17 protein-coding genes and 2 riboswitches are annotated in these 18,452 nt (G+C 37.4%); of the genes, 11 read left to right on the top strand and 6 right to left on the bottom strand.

Translation table 11 applies throughout. The annotated features are described in order from the left end of the window. The first annotated feature begins 133 nt into the window (after positions 1-133). The 3 genes from nifJ to JBW_RS14535 all read left to right on the top strand — a co-directional run bounded on the left by nifJ (position 134) and on the right by JBW_RS14535 (position 5,010). Positions 134-3,676, top strand: a complete 3,543-nt coding sequence (gene nifJ, locus JBW_RS14545) for a pyruvate:ferredoxin (flavodoxin) oxidoreductase (protein ID WP_007957706.1) — start codon at positions 134-136, stop codon at positions 3,674-3,676. A 175-nt stretch (positions 3,677-3,851) separates the two neighbouring features. After that, positions 3,852-4,466: a GNAT family N-acetyltransferase gene (locus JBW_RS14540; RefSeq protein ID WP_036681296.1), complete on the top strand. Its 615-nt coding sequence runs from the start codon at positions 3,852-3,854 to the stop codon at positions 4,464-4,466. A 73-nt stretch (positions 4,467-4,539) separates the two neighbouring features. Continuing rightward, a complete protein-coding gene (locus JBW_RS14535) occupies positions 4,540-5,010 on the top strand; it encodes a pyridoxamine 5'-phosphate oxidase family protein (protein WP_036681294.1) in 471 nt (156 codons plus the stop codon). A 118-nt stretch (positions 5,011-5,128) separates the two neighbouring features. On the opposite strand, the gene JBW_RS14530 is transcribed toward JBW_RS14535, so the two are convergent. Further along, the gene (locus JBW_RS14530) at positions 5,129-5,788 is read right to left on the bottom strand and encodes a C40 family peptidase (RefSeq protein ID WP_007957695.1); all 660 of its coding nucleotides are present in this window, start codon (positions 5,786-5,788) and stop codon (positions 5,129-5,131) included. Between the two features lie 326 nt (positions 5,789-6,114). Here JBW_RS14530 and JBW_RS14525 point away from each other — a divergent pair, with 326 nt between their 5' ends. The 7 genes from JBW_RS14525 to JBW_RS14495 all read left to right on the top strand — a co-directional run bounded on the left by JBW_RS14525 (position 6,115) and on the right by JBW_RS14495 (position 13,278). After that, positions 6,115-6,996 (top strand): diacylglycerol/lipid kinase family protein, encoded by an 882-nt coding sequence (locus JBW_RS14525; protein WP_007957693.1) that lies wholly within the window; start codon positions 6,115-6,117, stop codon positions 6,994-6,996. Positions 6,997-7,174: 178 nt separating this feature from the next. Then, a riboswitch (SAM riboswitch) is annotated at positions 7,175-7,277 on the top strand. Positions 7,278-7,358: 81 nt separating this feature from the next. Beyond that, complete coding sequence (locus tag JBW_RS14520; RefSeq protein WP_007957692.1) at positions 7,359-8,495, top strand: trans-sulfuration enzyme family protein; 1,137 nt, start codon at positions 7,359-7,361, stop codon at positions 8,493-8,495. 56 nt (positions 8,496-8,551) lie between these two features. Further along, positions 8,552-9,694 (top strand): trans-sulfuration enzyme family protein, encoded by a 1,143-nt coding sequence (locus JBW_RS14515; RefSeq protein ID WP_007957691.1) that lies wholly within the window; start codon positions 8,552-8,554, stop codon positions 9,692-9,694. A gap of 4 nt (positions 9,695-9,698) precedes the next feature. Continuing rightward, positions 9,699-10,040 carry a YezD family protein gene (locus JBW_RS14510; protein ID WP_007957690.1) on the top strand — a complete coding sequence of 114 codons (342 nt, stop codon included), beginning with the start codon at positions 9,699-9,701 and terminating at the stop codon, positions 10,038-10,040. A gap of 242 nt (positions 10,041-10,282) precedes the next feature. Then, positions 10,283-11,221 carry a cysteine synthase A gene (gene cysK / locus JBW_RS14505; protein ID WP_007957689.1) on the top strand — a complete coding sequence of 313 codons (939 nt, stop codon included), beginning with the start codon at positions 10,283-10,285 and terminating at the stop codon, positions 11,219-11,221. Between the two features lie 472 nt (positions 11,222-11,693). Beyond that, entirely contained in the window at positions 11,694-12,629 is a 936-nt protein-coding gene (locus tag JBW_RS14500; protein WP_007957688.1) for a dipeptidase, read from the top strand. 22 nt (positions 12,630-12,651) lie between these two features. Next, complete coding sequence (locus JBW_RS14495) at positions 12,652-13,278, top strand: TetR/AcrR family transcriptional regulator (RefSeq protein WP_007957685.1); 627 nt, start codon at positions 12,652-12,654, stop codon at positions 13,276-13,278. 126 nt (positions 13,279-13,404) lie between these two features. Here the strand turns inward: JBW_RS14495 and JBW_RS25400 are convergent, their stop codons facing one another. Continuing rightward, on the bottom strand, positions 13,405-13,575 hold the full coding sequence (locus JBW_RS25400; RefSeq protein WP_007957684.1) for a hypothetical protein: 171 nt from the start codon (positions 13,573-13,575) through the stop codon (positions 13,405-13,407). A gap of 424 nt (positions 13,576-13,999) precedes the next feature. Here JBW_RS25400 and JBW_RS14490 point away from each other — a divergent pair, with 424 nt between their 5' ends. Then, entirely contained in the window at positions 14,000-14,770 is a 771-nt protein-coding gene (locus tag JBW_RS14490; RefSeq protein ID WP_007957682.1) for a histidinol phosphate phosphatase, read from the top strand. 73 nt (positions 14,771-14,843) lie between these two features. Here JBW_RS14490 and JBW_RS14485 read toward each other — a convergent pair whose 3' ends face one another. From JBW_RS14485 to JBW_RS14470, 4 genes are all read right to left on the bottom strand, one after another. Further along, positions 14,844-15,659: a MetQ/NlpA family ABC transporter substrate-binding protein gene (locus tag JBW_RS14485; protein WP_007957680.1), complete on the bottom strand. Its 816-nt coding sequence runs from the start codon at positions 15,657-15,659 to the stop codon at positions 14,844-14,846. 20 nt (positions 15,660-15,679) lie between these two features. After that, a complete protein-coding gene (locus tag JBW_RS14480; protein WP_007957678.1) occupies positions 15,680-16,498 on the bottom strand; it encodes a MetQ/NlpA family ABC transporter substrate-binding protein in 819 nt (272 codons plus the stop codon). A 68-nt stretch (positions 16,499-16,566) separates the two neighbouring features. Then, on the bottom strand, positions 16,567-17,220 hold the full coding sequence (locus tag JBW_RS14475) for a methionine ABC transporter permease (RefSeq protein WP_007931822.1): 654 nt from the start codon (positions 17,218-17,220) through the stop codon (positions 16,567-16,569). Then, positions 17,189-18,247: a methionine ABC transporter ATP-binding protein gene (locus tag JBW_RS14470; protein ID WP_007957676.1), complete on the bottom strand. Its 1,059-nt coding sequence runs from the start codon at positions 18,245-18,247 to the stop codon at positions 17,189-17,191. Before JBW_RS14470 ends, JBW_RS14475 begins: the two co-directional genes overlap by 32 nt. Before the next feature lie 80 nt (positions 18,248-18,327). After that, a riboswitch (SAM riboswitch) is annotated at positions 18,328-18,430 on the bottom strand. Positions 18,431-18,452: the final 22 nt, after the last annotated feature.

Genomic DNA, 18,452 nt, shown 5'->3' with positions numbered 1-18,452 from the left:
CAATGTCGAATGATAACTGAGTAGAAAATTGTGGTGAAGTAATTTTGTATGGATTCATGAAGAAAATTTATGAATATTGTATACAATATTGCTTGTCGCATTTAGTAACATAAAGAGAAAGAAGGAGATACTTATGAGAAAAATGAAGACAATGGACGGGAACACTGCTGCAGCTTATATTTCTTATGCCTTTACAGATGTGGCGGCAATTTTTCCAATTACCCCATCTTCACCTATGGCAGAAGCTGTTGATGAATGGTCGGCTCAAGGAAAGAAAAACCTTTTTGGACAAACCGTAAAAGTTATGGAAATGCAGTCAGAGGCTGGTGCTGCTGGTGCAGTGCACGGTTCTTTACAAGCAGGTGCTTTGACTACGACTTACACTGCATCTCAAGGTCTCTTGCTTATGATTCCTAACATGTATAAAGTTGCTGGGGAATTACTTCCAGCTGTTTTCCATGTTAGTGCTAGAGCATTGGCTACCAATGCGCTTAATATATTTGGCGATCATCAGGATGTTATGGCCGCTAGACAAACTGGCTGTGCATTGCTTGCTGAAAGCAGCGTGCAAGAAGTTATGGATTTGAGTGCTGTTGCACATTTAGCAGCATTAAAAGGGAAAGTTCCTTTTATCAATTTCTTTGATGGTTTTAGAACCTCTCATGAAATACAAAAAATTGAAACCATCGAATATGATGAACTAGCTAAATTGTTAGATGTAAATGATGTAGATACTTTCAGAAGAAATGCATTGAATCCTGATCATCCAGTACTTCGTGGTACTGCACAAAATCCTGATATTTATTTCCAAGAAAGAGAAGTTTCTAATAAATATTATGATGCGTTACCTGAAATCGTAGAAAATTACATGGCTGAGATTAATAAGATTACCGGTAGAGATTACCATCTCTTTAATTATTATGGTGCACCAGATGCGGATAGAATGATTATTGCTATGGGTTCAGCCTGTGAAGCGATTGAAGAAACGGTAGATTATTTGAATGCAAATGGTGAAAAAGTTGGTTTATTGAATGTTCATTTGTATAGACCATTCTCCATTGAACACTTCTTTAAGTATATCCCTGAAACAGTAAAAAAGATTGCTGTTCTTGACAGAACAAAAGAGCCTGGTTCTTTGGCTGAACCTTTATATCTTGATGTAAAAACAGCCTTCTATAATCGTGGAACTCACCCTGTGATTGTAGGCGGAAGATATGGACTTGGCTCTAAAGATGTAGTACCTGCTCATATTGTTGCCGTTTATGAAAATTTAAAAGTCGAAGCACCTAAAGATGGATTTACCATTGGTATTGTTGATGACGTAACCTTCAAATCTTTGCCAACTGCTGCAGATGTTGATACGACTCCTGAAGGAACAAAAGCTTGTAAGTTCTGGGGTCTTGGTTCAGATGGCACGGTTGGTGCGAATAAGAGCGCAATCAAAATTATCGGCGATAAAACGGATATGTACGCACAAGCTTATTTCGCTTATGATTCTAAAAAATCTGGCGGTATTACAGTTTCCCATCTTAGATTTGGTAAAAAACCAATCAAATCTCCATATTTAATTAACAAAGCTGATTTTGTAGCTTGCCATAATCAATCCTATGTAGATAAATATGATGTATTAGTTGGATTAAAACCAAATGGCAGCTTCTTGCTCAATTGCATTTGGGACCAAGAAGAATTAGAAACAAAATTGCCAGGCTTTATGAAACGTTATATTGCACAAAACAATATTAACTTCTACACACTGAATGCTGTCAAAATTGCGCAAGAAATTGGATTGGGCGGCAGAATCAACATGATCATGCAGTCTGCGTTCTTTAAAATTGCTCATATTATTCCAGTTGAAGATGCGGTTAACTACTTAAAAGATGCAGTTGTTGGTTCTTATGGTAATAAAGGTCAAAAAGTGATTGACATGAATAATGCTGCTATTGATAAAGGCGTGGAATCCATTGTCAAAGTTACCATTCCAGAAAGCTGGAAAACTGCTAGTGACAGCATAAAAGATGAAGCTCATTTTGCTTGTGCTTGCAGCAATGCGAATCAAAAGCAAGTACCTGAATTTATTGAAAAAATCCTTGTACCAATGAATAGACAAGAAGGCGATTCATTACCAGTGAGTGCTTTTATTGGCAGCATGGAAGATGGTACTTTCCCTCTTGGAACATCTGCCTTTGAAAAACGTGGTATTGCAATTAATGTTCCTGAATGGCAAATGGACAAATGTATCCAATGTAATCAGTGCGCGTTCGTATGCCCTCATGCTGTAATCAGACCTGTCTTAGTGAATGAAGAAGAGATGAAAAATGTACCTGAAGGCTTTACTGCAAAAGCAGCTGTTGGTGTAAAAGACTTGCATTTCAGACTTGCTATTTCTCCTCTTGATTGTACTGGCTGCGGCAACTGCGCACAGGTATGTCCTGCAAAAGAAAAAGCATTGATTATGAAACCGTTGGATACACAATTACATGAAGTGAAATTATGGGATTATCTTGCTAATATTTCACCTAAAGAAAATCCTCTGAAAAAGAATACTGTAAAAGGCAGCCAATTTGAACAGCCATTGTTAGAATTCTCTGGTGCTTGCGCAGGCTGCGGCGAAACTCCTTATGTTAAACTTGTTACCCAATTGTTTGGTGATCGCATGATGGTTGCTAATGCTACTGGTTGTACATCCATCTGGGGTGGTAGTGCTCCATCGATACCATACACAACAAATCATGAAGGACATGGTCCAGCATGGGCGAATTCCTTATTCGAAGATAATGCTGAATTTGGTCTTGGTATGCATTTAGGTGTAAAAGCACTGAGAGATAAATTAGCGGTTACGGTTAAAGAAGCTATTGAACTTAATATTAGTGCGGAACTAAAAGCTGCTTTGGCAGATTGGTTGGAGCATAAAGATAGCGGTGAAGCAAGTCGTTCCAGAGCAAACCTTGTGGCTAGTCTTGTAGCTGCAGAAAAAGGCGACAATGCTTTATTGAATGAAATTGATAAAAATAAAGATTTCTTGGTGAAAAGATCACAATGGATCTTTGGTGGCGATGGCTGGGCTTATGATATCGGCTACGGCGGTTTGGATCATGTATTGGCATCTGGTGAAGATGTGAATGTTTTGGTACTTGATACTGAAATCTATTCGAATACTGGCGGACAGGCTTCCAAGTCCACTCCAGCTGCTGCAATTGCGCAATTTGCTGCTAGCGGTAAAACCACGAAGAAGAAAGATCTTGGTATGATGGCTATGAGCTATGGTTATGTGTATGTTGCACAAATTGCTATGGGCGCTGATAAAAATCAGACTTTAAAAGCAATTGCTGAAGCAGAAGCATATCCAGGTCCATCTCTTGTCATTGCATATGCTCCTTGCATAAGCCATGGTTTGAGAAAAGGTATGGGCTTTAGTCAGCTTGAAATTAAAAATGCCGTAGAATGCGGATATTGGGGAATGTATCGCTATAACCCAACATTAAAAGAAGAAGATAAGAATCCATTCATTCTGGATTCCAAAGAGCCAACAGCTAACTTCCAAGAATTCTTGATGGGTGAAGTGCGTTTTGCATCCCTTAAGAAACAATATCCAGATTTAGCTGATGCCTTATTTGCGAAAACAGAAAAAGATGCTAAGGAAAGATTAGCAACTTATAAAAGACTTGCACAATCATAAGTAGTAATTTCTATTAAAAGAGGCATTTGGCAGCTCGCTAGCGAGCTGCCAAATGCCTCTTTCTTGTATTATCAAAATATTGTATAATGATATCCAATATAATAATGGATATTGGGCTTCTTTATGAATTCTTATAGAAGTATGATACTATTCTAGATTGGAGAGATATGTGATTATGGAAGAAATATTATATCGCACAGGAAAGCTGGAAGATAGTTTAAAAATTGCTGAAGGAATTGATCGTGCCTCAGGTGGAATTATGGAATTTCTCTTTCACGATTTATTAGGTCCACATACAAGAACCGAAGTGATGGGAAAGTCGATAGAAGAGAAACAAGGTACTGATTCTTATGAAAATGCAACGGTTGCAGAGTATCAAGGTGATATCATAGGAATTGTTTATTCCTATTCATCTAAATTCCATGGCATTACTGATAGTACCAGAAGTTTTTTCCCTAGTGATCGACTAGAAGTTTTAAAAGAGTTTTATAATTCAAAGGTAGATAATAGCTGGTTCTTAGATTCTATCTATGTAGATGAAGAATTCCGCGGTACGGGTATCGGCAGTAAGCTGATTACATTAACAAAACAAAGAGCGCGAGAGAATGGATACAGCCAATTGAGTTTAATGGTTATGGCTGATAATACTGTTGCTAGAAGAACCTATGAACGCAATGGTTTTAGAATCGTAAAACATATTGATATACAAGAGCATCCTCTAATTCCTCATAAAGGTGGAGTCTATTTATTAGTTAGTGATGTAAAAGAAGAGTTACCATCGGATCGTTGATCTTACTCTGCTCTTCCGTCTCGCCTTTATAAAGGAAAGTTAGATAAATAAAATTTTTGGGGTGATAAGCATAATGGATATGCGAAGAAAGGATCGAAAAATGGAACAGGGAGAAGCCTATGATCTCCTATCTCAAAGCAGTTATGGTATTTTAGCGACTGTTGATCGTGATGGACAGCCTTATGCGATACCGCTAAACTATGTAGTTAGTAACAATTATATCTATTTTCATTGTGCTTTGGACGGTCATAAATTAGAAAATATTGCTTTGAATTCTAAAATATGTTTTACTGTGGTGGGAAGAACGAATGTTGTGCCAGAACAGTTTTCTACTGATTATGAAAGTGTGGTCGTATTTGGGACGGTCAGTAGAGTAGAAGAAAAGGACGAAAAGGGAAAAATCCTGAAAGGTTTTATACAGAAATATAGTATTAACTTTGTGCCCGAAGGTGATGTTTATATTGAAAAAGCAAAAGATCAAACAGTTGTGTACAAAATAACAATGGACCATTATACCGGCAAAAAAAGAGGTTATAAAGTGTAATGTCTTGGAAGACACCTATGGCAAAAGGCAACAGAGTTCCTAGCCAAATCGCTGTTAAATGAAAAAGTAAATTCCGCACCATGTTTATGTGGTACGGAATTTACTTTGAGGGTTTGTCTTACTTAATATAGCGGCGTGATCCGATATAATGTTCAGTGTAATAAGCCTCATCTAAAGAGCTGATCGTTACTTGTTTCGCTGCCGAACTTGCGTGAATAAATTGTTGATCACCCATATAAAACCCTACATGAGATGCTCCAGGTTTATAGGTGGTGAAAAATACTAAGTCACCAATTTGTAAATCCTCTTTATCTACAGCAGTACCTTGATTGTATTGTTCGGCTGCTGTCCGAGGAAGGGTAATTCCATTTTTCTTCATAACAAGTTGTGTAAAGCTAGAACAGTCAAGTCCTGAAGTGGGAGATTCTCCGCCAAAAACATAAGGAACTCCCATATAGGTTTTCGCGGTAGCAATAATTGCATCTCCTTTTGAGGAACTAGTTGTTGAATTGCTATCCGTTCCTTGAAATGGCACTGGCTTAATGTTAACGTTAGGATTTTCAGATGTATTGTTCTTTCCTAATAAATTTCCTAATAACATGCCAATTAGAACATTAAGAAGATTAAAGGAAGAACTGCTGTTCTTTGAATTTGAAGAGGATGTTTGCGTGACTGTATTCAAAGGCGAAGCCGCCATAGCAAGCGTTGTAGGCATGATCAGTGTAAAAGAAAAGGTGAAAAGGATAAGAAGTATGATAGGCATACAATATTTCTTCATATAATGACCTCCTAGTCCAATGTACGATTTGTCAGAAACGGCTTCAGGAGCTAATAATCTCTAAATTATTAATCAACTGGTAACGTTACTGACTAGAATAATGATACTAGAGAATATGTATTATGTAAACAGGAAATATCTACAATTGGATTAGGATGAGAGGGATTTGGAGGATTTTACAGATGATTATGATTGCTGGGTTAGGTCGTTCGAAAATTTAGTTATCGGATAATTGTTGTAGACTTTCTACTGAAGAATGAATTACAATAATAAGGTATGTATTCTATTATACATAGTAGTGATTGGGGCAAGGAGGAGGAATCATATTGCGAAAATTTATCCTTGTATATAATCCAATATCAGGTGATGCTAGTTTTAAATTTAAATTGGACAATGTAATTGAGGCTTTTCAAAAAGAAGATTGTATCATAATTCCCCTCAGGGTTAGCAATGAGCAAGAGAGTGATGCTTTTATCATGCTGGTAAAAGAAATTGCTGTAGATGGTATTATCGTATCCGGTGGGGATGGTACCATCCATAGTGTAATAAATAATATGCTCAGACAGGAAATAGACCTGCCTCTAGGTATTATACCAAGTGGTACATCTAACGATTTTGCAGCGTATTTGCAGTTAGATAAAAATATTGATACTTGTGTAGAGACAATTACAAAGGGACAGCGTAAGAGGATTGATGTAGGTAAAGTCAATGATGAATACTTTTTCAATGTTGCTAGTGCTGGATTGATGACATCAGTAGCTCATAATGCAGATAGTATGCTGAAAAACACGTTGGGGAAAATTGCATATTATTTAAAGGGACTTGGAGAATTACCTAATTTTAAAGCATTAAAAATGCGAATTATTACAGAACAGCAAATCATTGAGGAAGATATTTTTTTATTTTTAATAATGAATAGTGGTACTGTTGGCGGATTTCCTAATTTGGTACCTCATGCTAAAATTGATGATGGAAAATTGGACGTACTTATTGTGAAAAAGTGTAATCTGCCTGAGTTGATGAGTTTGTTTATTAGCTTTTTAAAAGGTATTCACTGTAATAGTAAATATGTTACTTGTCTACAGGCGGAAACTATTTATATAGAATGTGCTGAAGAAGTAGAAAGCGACTTAGATGGAGAACTGGGTCCCAAGTTGCCTCTTAGCGTTACGATACTACCCAGAAAGATTGAAGTTTTCTGTTCCTAGTCAAAGTATATAGACCCCTTTGTGTCCTTTGCGTCTTTGTGGTTCAATTCGTTTTATATGTTTTATTCGCTGAGTTGATTAACAAAATTAAAACTAAAATCGCTAAAAGGCATTAAAAGTGTAAATGGAATATTGACCACATAGAATACCATATGGTATAATCTTAAAAATGAATAAGCTCTTATCGAGAGTGGTCGAGGGACTGGCCCGATGACACCCAGCAACCGGCAGTAATGCAGTGGTGCTAATTCCAGCAGGATGAGAATCCTGACAGATAAGAGGAAGATGGTTGCTTTAAATAAACCTCTTTCCTCGGAAAGGGGTTTATTTAATTTTAAAAAATAAAGATTCAGGAGGTATTTATGAAACTAGATTCAAAAATTGTGCATATTGGGGTCTGTACAGATGAAAAAACGGGAGCAATAAGCACTCCTGTATATCAATCAGCAACATTTCGTCATCCCGCTCTTGGTGAGAGCACGGGGTTTGATTATACTCGTAGCCAGAACCCAACAAGAAAAGTATTAGAAGAAGGGATTGCTACACTGGAAAATGGTGCAGTCGGTTTGGCATTTGCTTCGGGGATGGCTGCGATTACGGCTATATTAATGTTATATAAAACCGGAGATCACTTGGTGGTTGTAGAAGACTGCTATGGTGGTACATATCGGGTCATTGATAAAATATTTAGTAATTTTGGCTTAACAGTAAGTTTTGTAGATGGCAGTAACATAGAAGAAGTTGCACAGAGTATTACACCTGCTACTAAAGCAATATTGGTAGAAACACCTACCAATCCGTTAATGAAGATTGTCGATATTCGTGCTATTGTAAAATTAGTCAAAGGAAACAATATTCATATTATCGTTGATAATACGTTCTTAACACCATATTTTCAACGTCCCTTAGATTTGGGAGCTGATGTGGTAATTCACAGTGGCAGTAAGTATTTAGCGGGTCATAACGACTTGGTCTGCGGATTAGTTGTTGCTCGGGATGCCGATTTAGGTGCCTCGATACGTTACATCCAAAATTCAACAGGGGGAATTTTGGGACCTAATGATAGTTGGCTATTGATTCGCAGTATGAAAACATTGGCATTGCGGATGGAAAAGCATAATGAAAACTCGCAAACTATTGCGCAGTGGCTGACTCGTCATCCCAAAGTTGTTAAGGTGTACTACCCAGGATTAGCTGATCATCAAGGCAAAGATATACATGATAGTCAATCATCTGGTTATGGCGGTATGCTGTCTTTTGTAGTAGATCATCCGGAAAGGGTTAAGCAAGTACTGCGTAAAGTACAAATGATTCGCTTTGCAGAAAGCCTTGGTGGAGTAGAATCTCTGATCACTTTACCGGCTGTTCAAACTCATGCTGACGTGCCGATTGAGGTTCGTGAACGTTTGGGAATATCGGATTGTTTATTACGCTTATCAATCGGAATTGAAGATGCCAATGATATCATTAATGACTTAGAACAAGCATTAGCAGATTAAAACCCATCGTTATAGAAAAAAAGTACCAGTCATAGAATCTTTAAGAGGTGAATAAGGTGAAAGAGAAAGATTTTGCTACAAAATTATTGCATGTCGGAGTGGAAATAGATGCCCATACGGGAGCGGTAAGTACACCGATCTATCAGGTTTCCACTTTTCATCAGAATATTGATCAGCCACAAGAATATGAATATTCTCGGTCGGGAAATCCCACACGTAAGGCGCTGGAAACAACTATCGCTGAATTAGAAGAGGGAATTGCCGGTTTTGCATTTGCCTCTGGTATTGCTGCTGTTTCAACTGCACTATTATTATTTCAGCAGGGAGATCATATCTTGGCACCGAAGGATGTGTATGGCGGTACCTATCGCTTGTTAAGCAAGGTGTGTGGTAAATGGGGAATTGATCATACGTTTGTTGATACTACCGATTTAAAAGAAATTGAAAAAGCTGTAAAAAGCAATACAAAGGCGATCGTATTGGAAAGTCCATCAAATCCTTTGCTGAAAGTAAGTGATTTGCCGCAAATTTGTGCTTGGGCAAAGAGCAAAGGTATTATTACCATTGTAGATAATACTTTTATGACACCTTATTTACAAAGACCATTAACCTTTGGTGCCGATATTGTAGTGCATAGTGCCACTAAGTTTTTAGCTGGGCATAGTGATGTAGTAGCTGGATTGATTGCAACCAATAGTAAAAAACTTGCCGATGAATTGTATTTTTTGCAAAATGCATTAGGTGCCGTTTTGGGACCTCAAGATTGTTGGTTAACAATGAGGGGAATCAAAACATTGAAAGTGAGAATGGATCATTCACAACAGGCAGCATTAAAAATTGCTAAAGCACTAGCTGAACATCCAAATGTAAAAGCTGTTCACTACCCGGGCTTATCAGAAGATCCCGGATATGAATTATTAAAAGGGCAAGCTGCAGGATTTGGTGCTGTATTATCATTTGAAGTGGAATCCGCTGCGCTAGCAAAGCGAATTATGCGGAATGTGAAGCTGTCAGCAGTTGCTGTTAGTCTTGGCAGTGTGGAATCTATTTTGTCTTATCCTGTATCCATGTCTCATGCAGCCATTGAACCTCATGTTCGCCAGGCACTAGGTATCAGTGATGGTTTATTGCGATTATCTGTAGGTTTAGAAGATGCAAATGATCTTTTGGCAGATTTAACATCGGCAATGGAGGAGTAAGAGTATGCAAGAAAAAATCTCATTTCCTGCAAAAGCATTAGCAGTAATTGATCAGAGTATACAAAATATTAGTTTTGGTGAGATTGTTCTAATTGTTCAAGACGGACATATTATTCAAATTGAACGTACAGAAAAAATTATTATTTCTAGTCAGAAGAACTTTCAGCAAGGGAAAAAGAATACAGAAGAAATTAACCTTCTTCGTAAAAAAATTTTAGGGGAATTATCGCATTTACAATATGGTCAACTAGTTGTAAAAATCAAGGATGGTAAGGCAGTGCAGATTGAAAAAACAGAAAAACGGCGTTTTCCAGAGGTAGAAGGTATTTATGGTGATGGTATATAAAAGCAAGTGACATAGGTGAAATTTCACAGGTCAAGACTCGTATTTCAACGCAATTTTACTTTTTAAAATAAAATATTAAGTTGACAAAGTGGAGTATTTATGATTTAATATACTTATAATATTATTAGTTAGCCGATCAGAAAACTGAAGGCTAAGGAATTGTTCTTTTGTAGGACTTCCTTAGCCTTTTTCTTTTCTGTCAAAAAAATAAATATAAAAATAAAAAATGGAGGTCGTGTAACATGGCTAAGATTGCAAAACAGTTGACTGATCTTATTGGCAATACGCCGCTGCTGGAACTTACTAAATATAATGGTGAAAAGGGCTTGGCTGCAAAAGTAATTGCTAAATTAGAGTACTTCAATCCGCTCAGCAGTGTAAAAGATCGTATTGGTTACGCTATGATTGCGGATGCAGAAAAGCAGGGATTAATTAATAAAGATACAATAATAATTGAACCTACTAGCGGTAACACTGGTATTGCTTTAGCCTTTGTAGCTGCAGCACGAGGCTATAAATTAGTATTGTGTATGCCAGATACAATGAGTATCGAAAGACGGAATCTTTTAAAAGCTTTAGGCGCTGAACTGGTATTAACTCCTGGGGCAGAAGGGATGAAAGGAGCTATCGGTAAGGCAGAGCAATTGGCTGCAGAAAATAGCAACTCCATTATCCTACAACAATTTAAGAACCCATCCAATCCGGAAATACATAGGCAGACTACTGCTGAAGAAATCTGGAGAGACACGGATGGAGAAGTAGATATCTTTATTTCTGGTGTAGGTACTGGCGGCACGGTCACAGGTGTGGCTGAAGTACTAAAGAAAAAGAAACCAAGTGTTAAGATTATTGCTGTTGAACCTTTTGATTCACCTGTTTTATCAGGCGGCAAGCCAGGTCCTCATAAAATTCAAGGCATTGGTGCTGGATTTGTCCCTGCTGTAATTAACCTTGATGTTGTAGATGAAATTTTTGGTGTTCATAATGAAGATGCTTTTGCGACTTCCAGGGAACTTGCTAAAACAGAAGGCTTGCTGGTGGGGATTTCAAGCGGTGCAGCAGTTTATGCAGCTGTTCAGATCGCAGCACGTCCTGAGAATAAAGGGAAAAATATTGTTGTCTTATTGCCTGATTCAGGAGAGCGCTATTTATCTACAGCACTTTTTCAACAAGAGTCTTAAGATATAGCTTTGATATAGACATTTAGCTCGCAGCTTATTTATAAAGAAGACTTGATTCAGATGGAGTTTTAACTCCACCTGAATCTTTTGTCGCACTTATACAGGGACCTAGTCGCTCTTAAGTCCCGCTTGGAGAAGATGGGAGTCTTAGAGCGACTTGGTCATCGGATAAAAGAGAACGAATGCCACAGTTTATTTCAAGTATCCCAATTTCCTTGTACGCCTGTTGGGATACTTTGTTATGAATTGTGGCATTTTGTGTTGCACGGAAATTAGAATTCCAAGGGAAGGAAACGTGAAATGAGAGAATTTTCAGCGAATATGCATAAATATAATTCCTCGTCATTGTCAGGTACCATTTGGAATGGTATAATGAATTGAATTAAAAGTAGCTCTGCCTTGTGTACAGCAGAGCTTTGTTTAAGTTTGTGCTTGACCATCATTTCCGTATATGTAGGACGGTGAATGTAATATGAAAATTATTGATTTACATTGTGATACAATACTGCACTTAATGGATCAACCGCATTTGAATTTATATCATAATAATCTAAGTGTAGATATAGAAAAATTACAAGCTGGTAATGCTTTGGCACAATTTTTTGCATTGTATATTGATTTAGCAAAGCAAGAAAATCCATTACAGTATTGTTTAAGTATGGTTGATGTTTTTCATCGAGAGATGAAGATTCAGCAGCCATATATTGCCCTAGCACAGAATTATCAGGATCTGCTTTTTAATCAGCAAGCTGGAAAAATATCTGCCTTTCTTACGATTGAAGAAGGGGGAGCTTTACAAGGGCGCTTGGAGAATCTGCGAAATTTTTATCGGTTGGGTGTGCGGCTACTGACATTGACTTGGAATTACCCTAATGAGATTGGTTATCCCAATGTTGAAGAACGGTATGGGGTGCAGGGCTTAACGGATTTTGGTAAAGAAGTAGTTGCCCAAATGAATCATTTAGGTATGATTATTGATGTTTCTCATCTTTCTGATCAAGGATTTTATGATGTTGCTGCCTTGTCAAACAAGCCTTTTGTTGCTTCCCATTCTAATGCCCGTGCAATCAGAGGACATCGGCGTAATCTAACTGATGATATGATTACTCTGCTGGCGCAAAAAGATGGAATCATGGGGATCAATTTTTCAGGAAACTTTTTGGCTGGATCAAATTGGAGCAAAGTGGATGATATGGTACGCCATATTAAACATGTAGTGAAGATCGGCGGTATTGATGTGGTGGCTTTAGGAACAGATTTCGATGGTATTGAATACCAGTTGGAAATCTCTCATCTTGGTAATATTGATAAATTGATAAATGCACTTGTTTGCAATGGGTTTACCACAGGCGATATCGAAAAAATTTGTTATAAGAATGCAATAAGAATTATAAAAGAATGTTTATGAAATTCGTACTTTGGAGGCAGAAATGAAGCATATTCGCGAAAATATTGGTTTCCATGATTCACAAAATAAACGACAGCAGATACTTGAGGCAGCTTATGCTGTATTTTCCAGCAAAGGTTACCATCGAGCTACAGTAGATGAAATTATTGCTTTAGCCGATACTGGCAAAGGTACAGTATACAATTATTTTGTCAATAAAGAACAGCTTTTTTATACCTTGATTAAGGAATGTAGTATGCCTTTTCAAGTCATTATTGAAGGTATTGTTAATTCTTCTGATCCTCCTTTAGAAAAGGTAGAAACAATAATTAAAGCATTTCTGGAGTTTTATGCAAAGCATGCTAACTTATGGCGTGTTATGATGCATGAAGTACGTGGATTTGGTGCTGCCGGATCATCGAATTTTACCCAAGAGCAGTTAGATAAATATCAAGCCTGTTTTTGTGAGACGATTGGTATGATTGAAAAAGTACTATTAGAAGCCCAAAGCAAAGGATTTATTCGTGAAAGCTGTGATGCTACAAGGGCTGCTCATGGTTTGTTTAGTGTTATCGTTACCTTTGTATTTCGCGATTTTGTGGATAAAAATATTGGTGAAACAGCACACACTATTACTGAACTTTTTTTGTATGGTGCAGCTGATCGGTAAAAAATTTTGGAAATAATTGACTCGGCAGTCAAGGGCCTAAGGCAGTTATGATAGAATGAAAATAAGGACTTGACCCTGTGGGTCAAGTCCTTATTTTTATATGATTTTTGCTACGGAGCTTTAGCTTTAATTAAGTTGTTTGGTTATGAAAAACACGACCGCTAATAAAGGAAAAATAACCAGCAGCAACGGATTTCCGCTTTGGAATAAGAGAAATAATAAGCTAGTAGCTAATAAAGGAATAACTACCCAAATACAGAAGGCGGAAAAGAGATCGCTGATCCTTTCTCTGGCCATAGTGAAACCCCCCCTGCTGTGGTATTATCCGTACAATGTTCATTGAACTATTCAATGTGACAAACACATTGGTTGATGTTATACATATGAAAATATGGATTCCACTATCTTGTACATTGGCAGATCTTCTTCATTGTTCAATGGAATCACCCCCTATGCTAATATCATACAATTTCTTTAAAAAGGATTGTATTTATTAAGCTTGTCTTTAGTATAATACAAAGAAAAACATTCTTCAAGAGCTTTGAATGTATACATGAAGAATATTTTAATAGTATATAAAAATACAATAGAATACAATATGAATTGGTTTTTTGAAAATTTATAGATATATAGTAAATTAGGCCGTAAGCAGGATTTTCTTTCATTTTTGTATAAAATAAGAGATGGGATAAAATTGATGTGAAAATCCGGGAGGTAAAAAATGTTATTTGATAGCCATATGCACACCTGTTTTTCTACAGATTCAAAAATGGAAATGACTGATGCTGTAGCAAGGGCAGAGAAATTAAATATAGGAATTATTGTTACGGAACATATGGATATTGCATATCCTGAACCGATGGCTTTTATTTTTGATGTAGAAAAATATTTTTCCCAGTATGCTGCGTATCGTAATGAAAAAGTTCTGCTAGGTATAGAAATAGGTATGCGTTCGGATTGTTTAGAAGAAAATTGTCGATTGGTAGAGAGGTATCCTTTTGACTATGTCATTGGATCAGTACATGTAATTGATAATATTGATCTATATACTCCAGACTTTTATCAAGGAAGAAGTAAACAAGAAGTGTATGAACATTATTTTAATGCTATGAAACAATGTGTGACCTGTTATGATGGTATCCATAGTTTAGGGCATATTGATTATATTGCCAGATATGCACGTTTTGCAGACCCAGAAATCTACTATAATGAATTTAGTGATAGTATTGATGAGATTTTAACGGTTTTAGCCCAGAAAGAAAAAGCCCTGGAGATTAATACTAGGCGCTTGGGGAATAAAGCAGCAGTAGAGACGATATTGCCGGTCTATAAGCGCTTTTATGAACTGGGAGGACGTATCGTAACAATTGGGTCCGATGCTCACCATGTTAAAGATGTTGGCAGAGATCTACAGGTAGGGTTAGAGATTGCGGAACGCTCCAATCTGAATGTTGTATACTTCAAAGAAGGGAAGGCTCAGTTTCAGAAATAAAGGAATGGTAGCTCCCTCGAATCGCCAGATGGTAAAAATATCCCCTCCATATATTCTCATGGAGGGGATATTTTTACCAAGCTGTTATTACGGTACCTTGAAAATGTTCATCCACAAAGGTTTTAATCTCTTGTGATTGATAGGCTGTAACGATTTTTTCCAGGTCCTTATGATTGATATTTTTAGCACCAGCGACTAAAAGATTTACATATGGTGAATATATATCTTCCAATGCTAGTGCATCTTTGGTTGGCAGCAAGTCAATTTTTGCAGCATAATTGGCATTGATAAGGACAATATCTACCTTATCGATCATCGAAGTGATCTGTGTGGCATCCATTTGTATAAAACTAAGATTCTTAGGATTCTCAACAATATCATCAAGGGTTCTTAGAGAATCTGTTGTTTTTCTGCAGACAATAAGACCGGCTTTTTCCAATAACAGCAGGGCCCGGCTGCCATTCCATAAATCCTGAGGAATAGCAGCTTTACTGCCTGTTGGCAATGCGCTAAGAGTATGTATTTTTTTAGCATAGATCCCCATTGGTAATAGAAACGTTTTAGCAATCGGAACAATTGCATAGTTGTGATCATCGAGTACTCTATCAAGATAAGGTTGATTCTGAAAACTATTAAGACTTATTTCTCCGCGGTGTAAAGACTCATTAAGCTTGCTGTAATCAGTAAATACAACAATTTGCAGATCAATACCATCTTTTGCGACGATCGTTTTAACTAGGTTCATAATTGCAAAATGGGGACCGGCCGAAACCCCTACTTTTATTGGTCTATATACACGAATCATATGCAATGAACTATGCCATGACAGCAATGCCGCGATACTTGCCAGTATAAAGAAAGTAGTGGCGATTTGTAACCGCTTCCCCATAAAGGTTCCCTCCAGAATGATTAGAATGCTGGTATTACAGCACCTTGATATTTTTCGTTAATGAATTTTTTAACTTCGTCAGATGTCAGAGCTTTTGTTAATTTCTGAATTTCAGGGCGATTTTCGTCACCTTTACGTATGGTCAAGATATTAGCATAAGGAGAATCTTTTGGTTCGAGGAATAGAGCATCCTTAGTTGGTACTAATTTAGCTTCCAGAGCATAGTTGGTATTGATAACAGCAATGGTTACATCTTCAAGTACGCGAGGAAGTTGAGGAGCCTCTAATTCACTAATTTGAATGTTTTTAGAATTGGTTACAATATCACTTACAGTAGCGCTAACGCCTACGCCGTCTTTTAATTTAATAAGTCCTGCCTTTTCTAAGATAGCTAGAGCACGACCGCCATTTGTAGGATCGTTAGGAATAGCTACTTTAGCGCCAGTTGCCAATTCATCCAAATTTTTAATTTTCTTTGAATAAATTCCCATTGGTTCAATGTGAATGGCAGCAGTGTAGGTTAATGCCAAATTACGTTCTGTTGAGAATTTATTTAAGTAAGGAATATGCTGGAAGAAGTTTGCATCCAATTCTTTTTCGGCTACTGCAATATTCGGTTTTACATAATCCGTAAACTCAACAATCTGTAAGTCGATTCCCTCTTTAGCTAAAATTGGTTTTACTACATTTAAAATTTCCGCATGAGGAACAGGAGTAGCACCAACTTTTAATACAGTAGTTTTAGCAGCAGGAGAAGCAGGAGCTTCTTTTTGACCGCAACCGCTTACTAATAGTCCTAGACTAAGAATTCCAATAAGAACAAGAAATAGCTTTTTCATAATAATAACCCTCCTAAGTGTATTTGGTGTTTTTTATAGAAAGCCTAAATCAGTAAATTAGGCTGCTTCTATTTCTTGTTTAGACGGTTCGATATATAGTCACCAGTGGATTGAACAATTTGTACTTGAGCAATTAAAATAACCACTGTAATTAACATGATATCGGCGCGAAAGCGCTGGTAACCATAACGAATTGCTAAATCACCTAAACCACCACCGCCAATTGCTCCTGCCATTGCTGAGTAGCCAATTAGACTAATGATAGTGAGGGTGAGTCCTAGAACAATCGCGGGTAAGGACTCAGGAATGAGAACCTTTGTAATGATTTCTCTTGGGGATGCTCCCATAGCTTGGGCAGCTTCGATTACGCCGTAGTCCACTTCTTTAAGGGCTGATTCTACGATACGAGCCACAAAAGGAATGGCAGCAATACTTAATGGTACAATGGCAGCATTCGTTCCAATGGATGTACCTACTAGTAACCTGGTTACCGGTATAATTGCCACCATTAGAATAATAAATGGTGTAGAGCGGGTTGCGTTTACAATAGCACCTAAGATTCGATTGAGAGGCGTATTCTCTAAAATATGTCCCTTGTTAGTAGTAACTAGTATAATTCCTAGGGGTATGCCTAACAGCGCAGAAATAAAACTAGATACAGCAACCATATACGTGGTTTCCCATAAAGACTTAGCCAACAGCACGAGCATTTCTTGCGACATAACCAATCACCTCAATTCCTAATTCACGTGTTTTTAAATAACTAAGGGCTTGCTGCAAAGAGGCTTGCTCACCCGATAATTCTACAATTAATGTACCGAAAGGTATTGTTTGAATATGATCAATATTTCCGTACAAAATACTAGCATCAATAGTAAAGCGGCGAATCATGCTGGAAATAACCGGCTCTTCTGTAGAATGTCCAATAAAAGACAAGCGCAATATTAAATTACTATCAGCAGATGGTTCCGATGCCAGAGTAATCTCTTTGAAAAAGTCAGGCAGGTTATGATTAATAATAGAGCTAATAAATTCCTTTGTGGTATTGGATTGCGGTTGGGTAAAAATATCAATTACCTTACCTTGCTCAATGATCTTACCGCCCTCAATTACAGCGACTTGGTTACAAATTTCTTTAATAACCTGCATTTCGTGGGTAATGAGGACGATGGTAAGTTGGAACTTACGATTGATATCCTTTAAGAGCTCTAAAATCGATTTTGTGGTTTGAGGGTCGAGAGCTGAAGTCGCTTCATCGCATAATAATACTTTAGGATGGTTAGCCAAAGCTCTTGCAATGCCCACTCGTTGTTTTTGTCCGCCACTTAATTGTGCTGGATATTGATCCTTTTTATCACTTAACCCTACCAATTCTAATAGATGCAATACCTCTTTATTAATATCTTCTTTACTGCGTTTCGCCAATTCCAAGGGGAAGGCTATGTTTTGGTATACAGTACGTGAAGATAATAGATTGAAATGTTGAAAGATCATGCCAATCTTTTTACGCTGTTCTCGGAGTTCTTGCTCGTTTAATGAAGTTAATTCTTGACCATCTACTGTAACAATACCTTTAGTAGGGCTTTCTAGCATATTAATGCAGCGGACTAATGTGCTTTTCCCCGCACCGCTAGTTCCAATAATGCCGAAAATTTCTCCTTGTTTCACTGATAAGTTAACGCCTCGTAAGGCATGAATTGTACCGTTGTCACTTTGATAGACCTTTTCTATATCTTGTAGTTTAATCAATGGAATAGCTCCCTTCCTATTATTTCTGAAATAACAAAAAAACCGCTCCATAAATGAAGCGTGTTATCAAACTGAATTGCGCTTCATCTATCAGGAATCAATCCTGTGGATTTGGCACCGTTTCACAAGTGAATGGTTGCCGCAGCTTCATTGGGCCATTCCCTCAACTGCTCTTGATGAAAGATATTAACTTACTAATAAACAT

Origin of the sequence: Pelosinus fermentans JBW45 (assembly GCF_000271665.2) — a bacterium.
In the GTDB taxonomy this organism is placed as follows: Bacteria; Bacillota; Negativicutes; order DSM-13327; family DSM-13327; genus Pelosinus; species Pelosinus baikalensis.
Note: the sequence above shows the minus strand (reverse complement) of the source record. Positions and strands in the feature narration are given on the sequence as shown.

Bases quoted from the DNA above. Each gene is read 5' to 3' on its own strand.
- nifJ (WP_007957706.1), top strand. From the start codon at position 134: ATGAGAAAAATGAAGACAATGGACGGGAACACTGCTGCAGCTTATATT.
- JBW_RS14540 (WP_036681296.1), top strand. From the start codon at position 3,852: ATGGAAGAAATATTATATCGCACAGGAAAGCTGGAAGATAGTTTAAAA.
- JBW_RS14535 (WP_036681294.1), top strand. From the start codon at position 4,540: ATGGATATGCGAAGAAAGGATCGAAAAATGGAACAGGGAGAAGCCTAT.
- JBW_RS14530 (WP_007957695.1), bottom strand. From the start codon at position 5,788: ATGAAGAAATATTGTATGCCTATCATACTTCTTATCCTTTTCACCTTT.
- JBW_RS14520 (WP_007957692.1), top strand. From the start codon at position 7,359: ATGAAACTAGATTCAAAAATTGTGCATATTGGGGTCTGTACAGATGAA.
- JBW_RS14510 (WP_007957690.1), top strand. From the start codon at position 9,699: ATGCAAGAAAAAATCTCATTTCCTGCAAAAGCATTAGCAGTAATTGAT.
- cysK (WP_007957689.1), top strand. From the start codon at position 10,283: ATGGCTAAGATTGCAAAACAGTTGACTGATCTTATTGGCAATACGCCG.
- JBW_RS14500 (WP_007957688.1), top strand. From the start codon at position 11,694: ATGAAAATTATTGATTTACATTGTGATACAATACTGCACTTAATGGAT.
- JBW_RS14495 (WP_007957685.1), top strand. From the start codon at position 12,652: ATGAAGCATATTCGCGAAAATATTGGTTTCCATGATTCACAAAATAAA.
- JBW_RS25400 (WP_007957684.1), bottom strand. From the start codon at position 13,575: ATGGCCAGAGAAAGGATCAGCGATCTCTTTTCCGCCTTCTGTATTTGG.
- JBW_RS14490 (WP_007957682.1), top strand. From the start codon at position 14,000: ATGTTATTTGATAGCCATATGCACACCTGTTTTTCTACAGATTCAAAA.
- JBW_RS14485 (WP_007957680.1), bottom strand. From the start codon at position 15,659: ATGGGGAAGCGGTTACAAATCGCCACTACTTTCTTTATACTGGCAAGT.
- JBW_RS14480 (WP_007957678.1), bottom strand. From the start codon at position 16,498: ATGAAAAAGCTATTTCTTGTTCTTATTGGAATTCTTAGTCTAGGACTA.
- JBW_RS14475 (WP_007931822.1), bottom strand. From the start codon at position 17,220: ATGTCGCAAGAAATGCTCGTGCTGTTGGCTAAGTCTTTATGGGAAACC.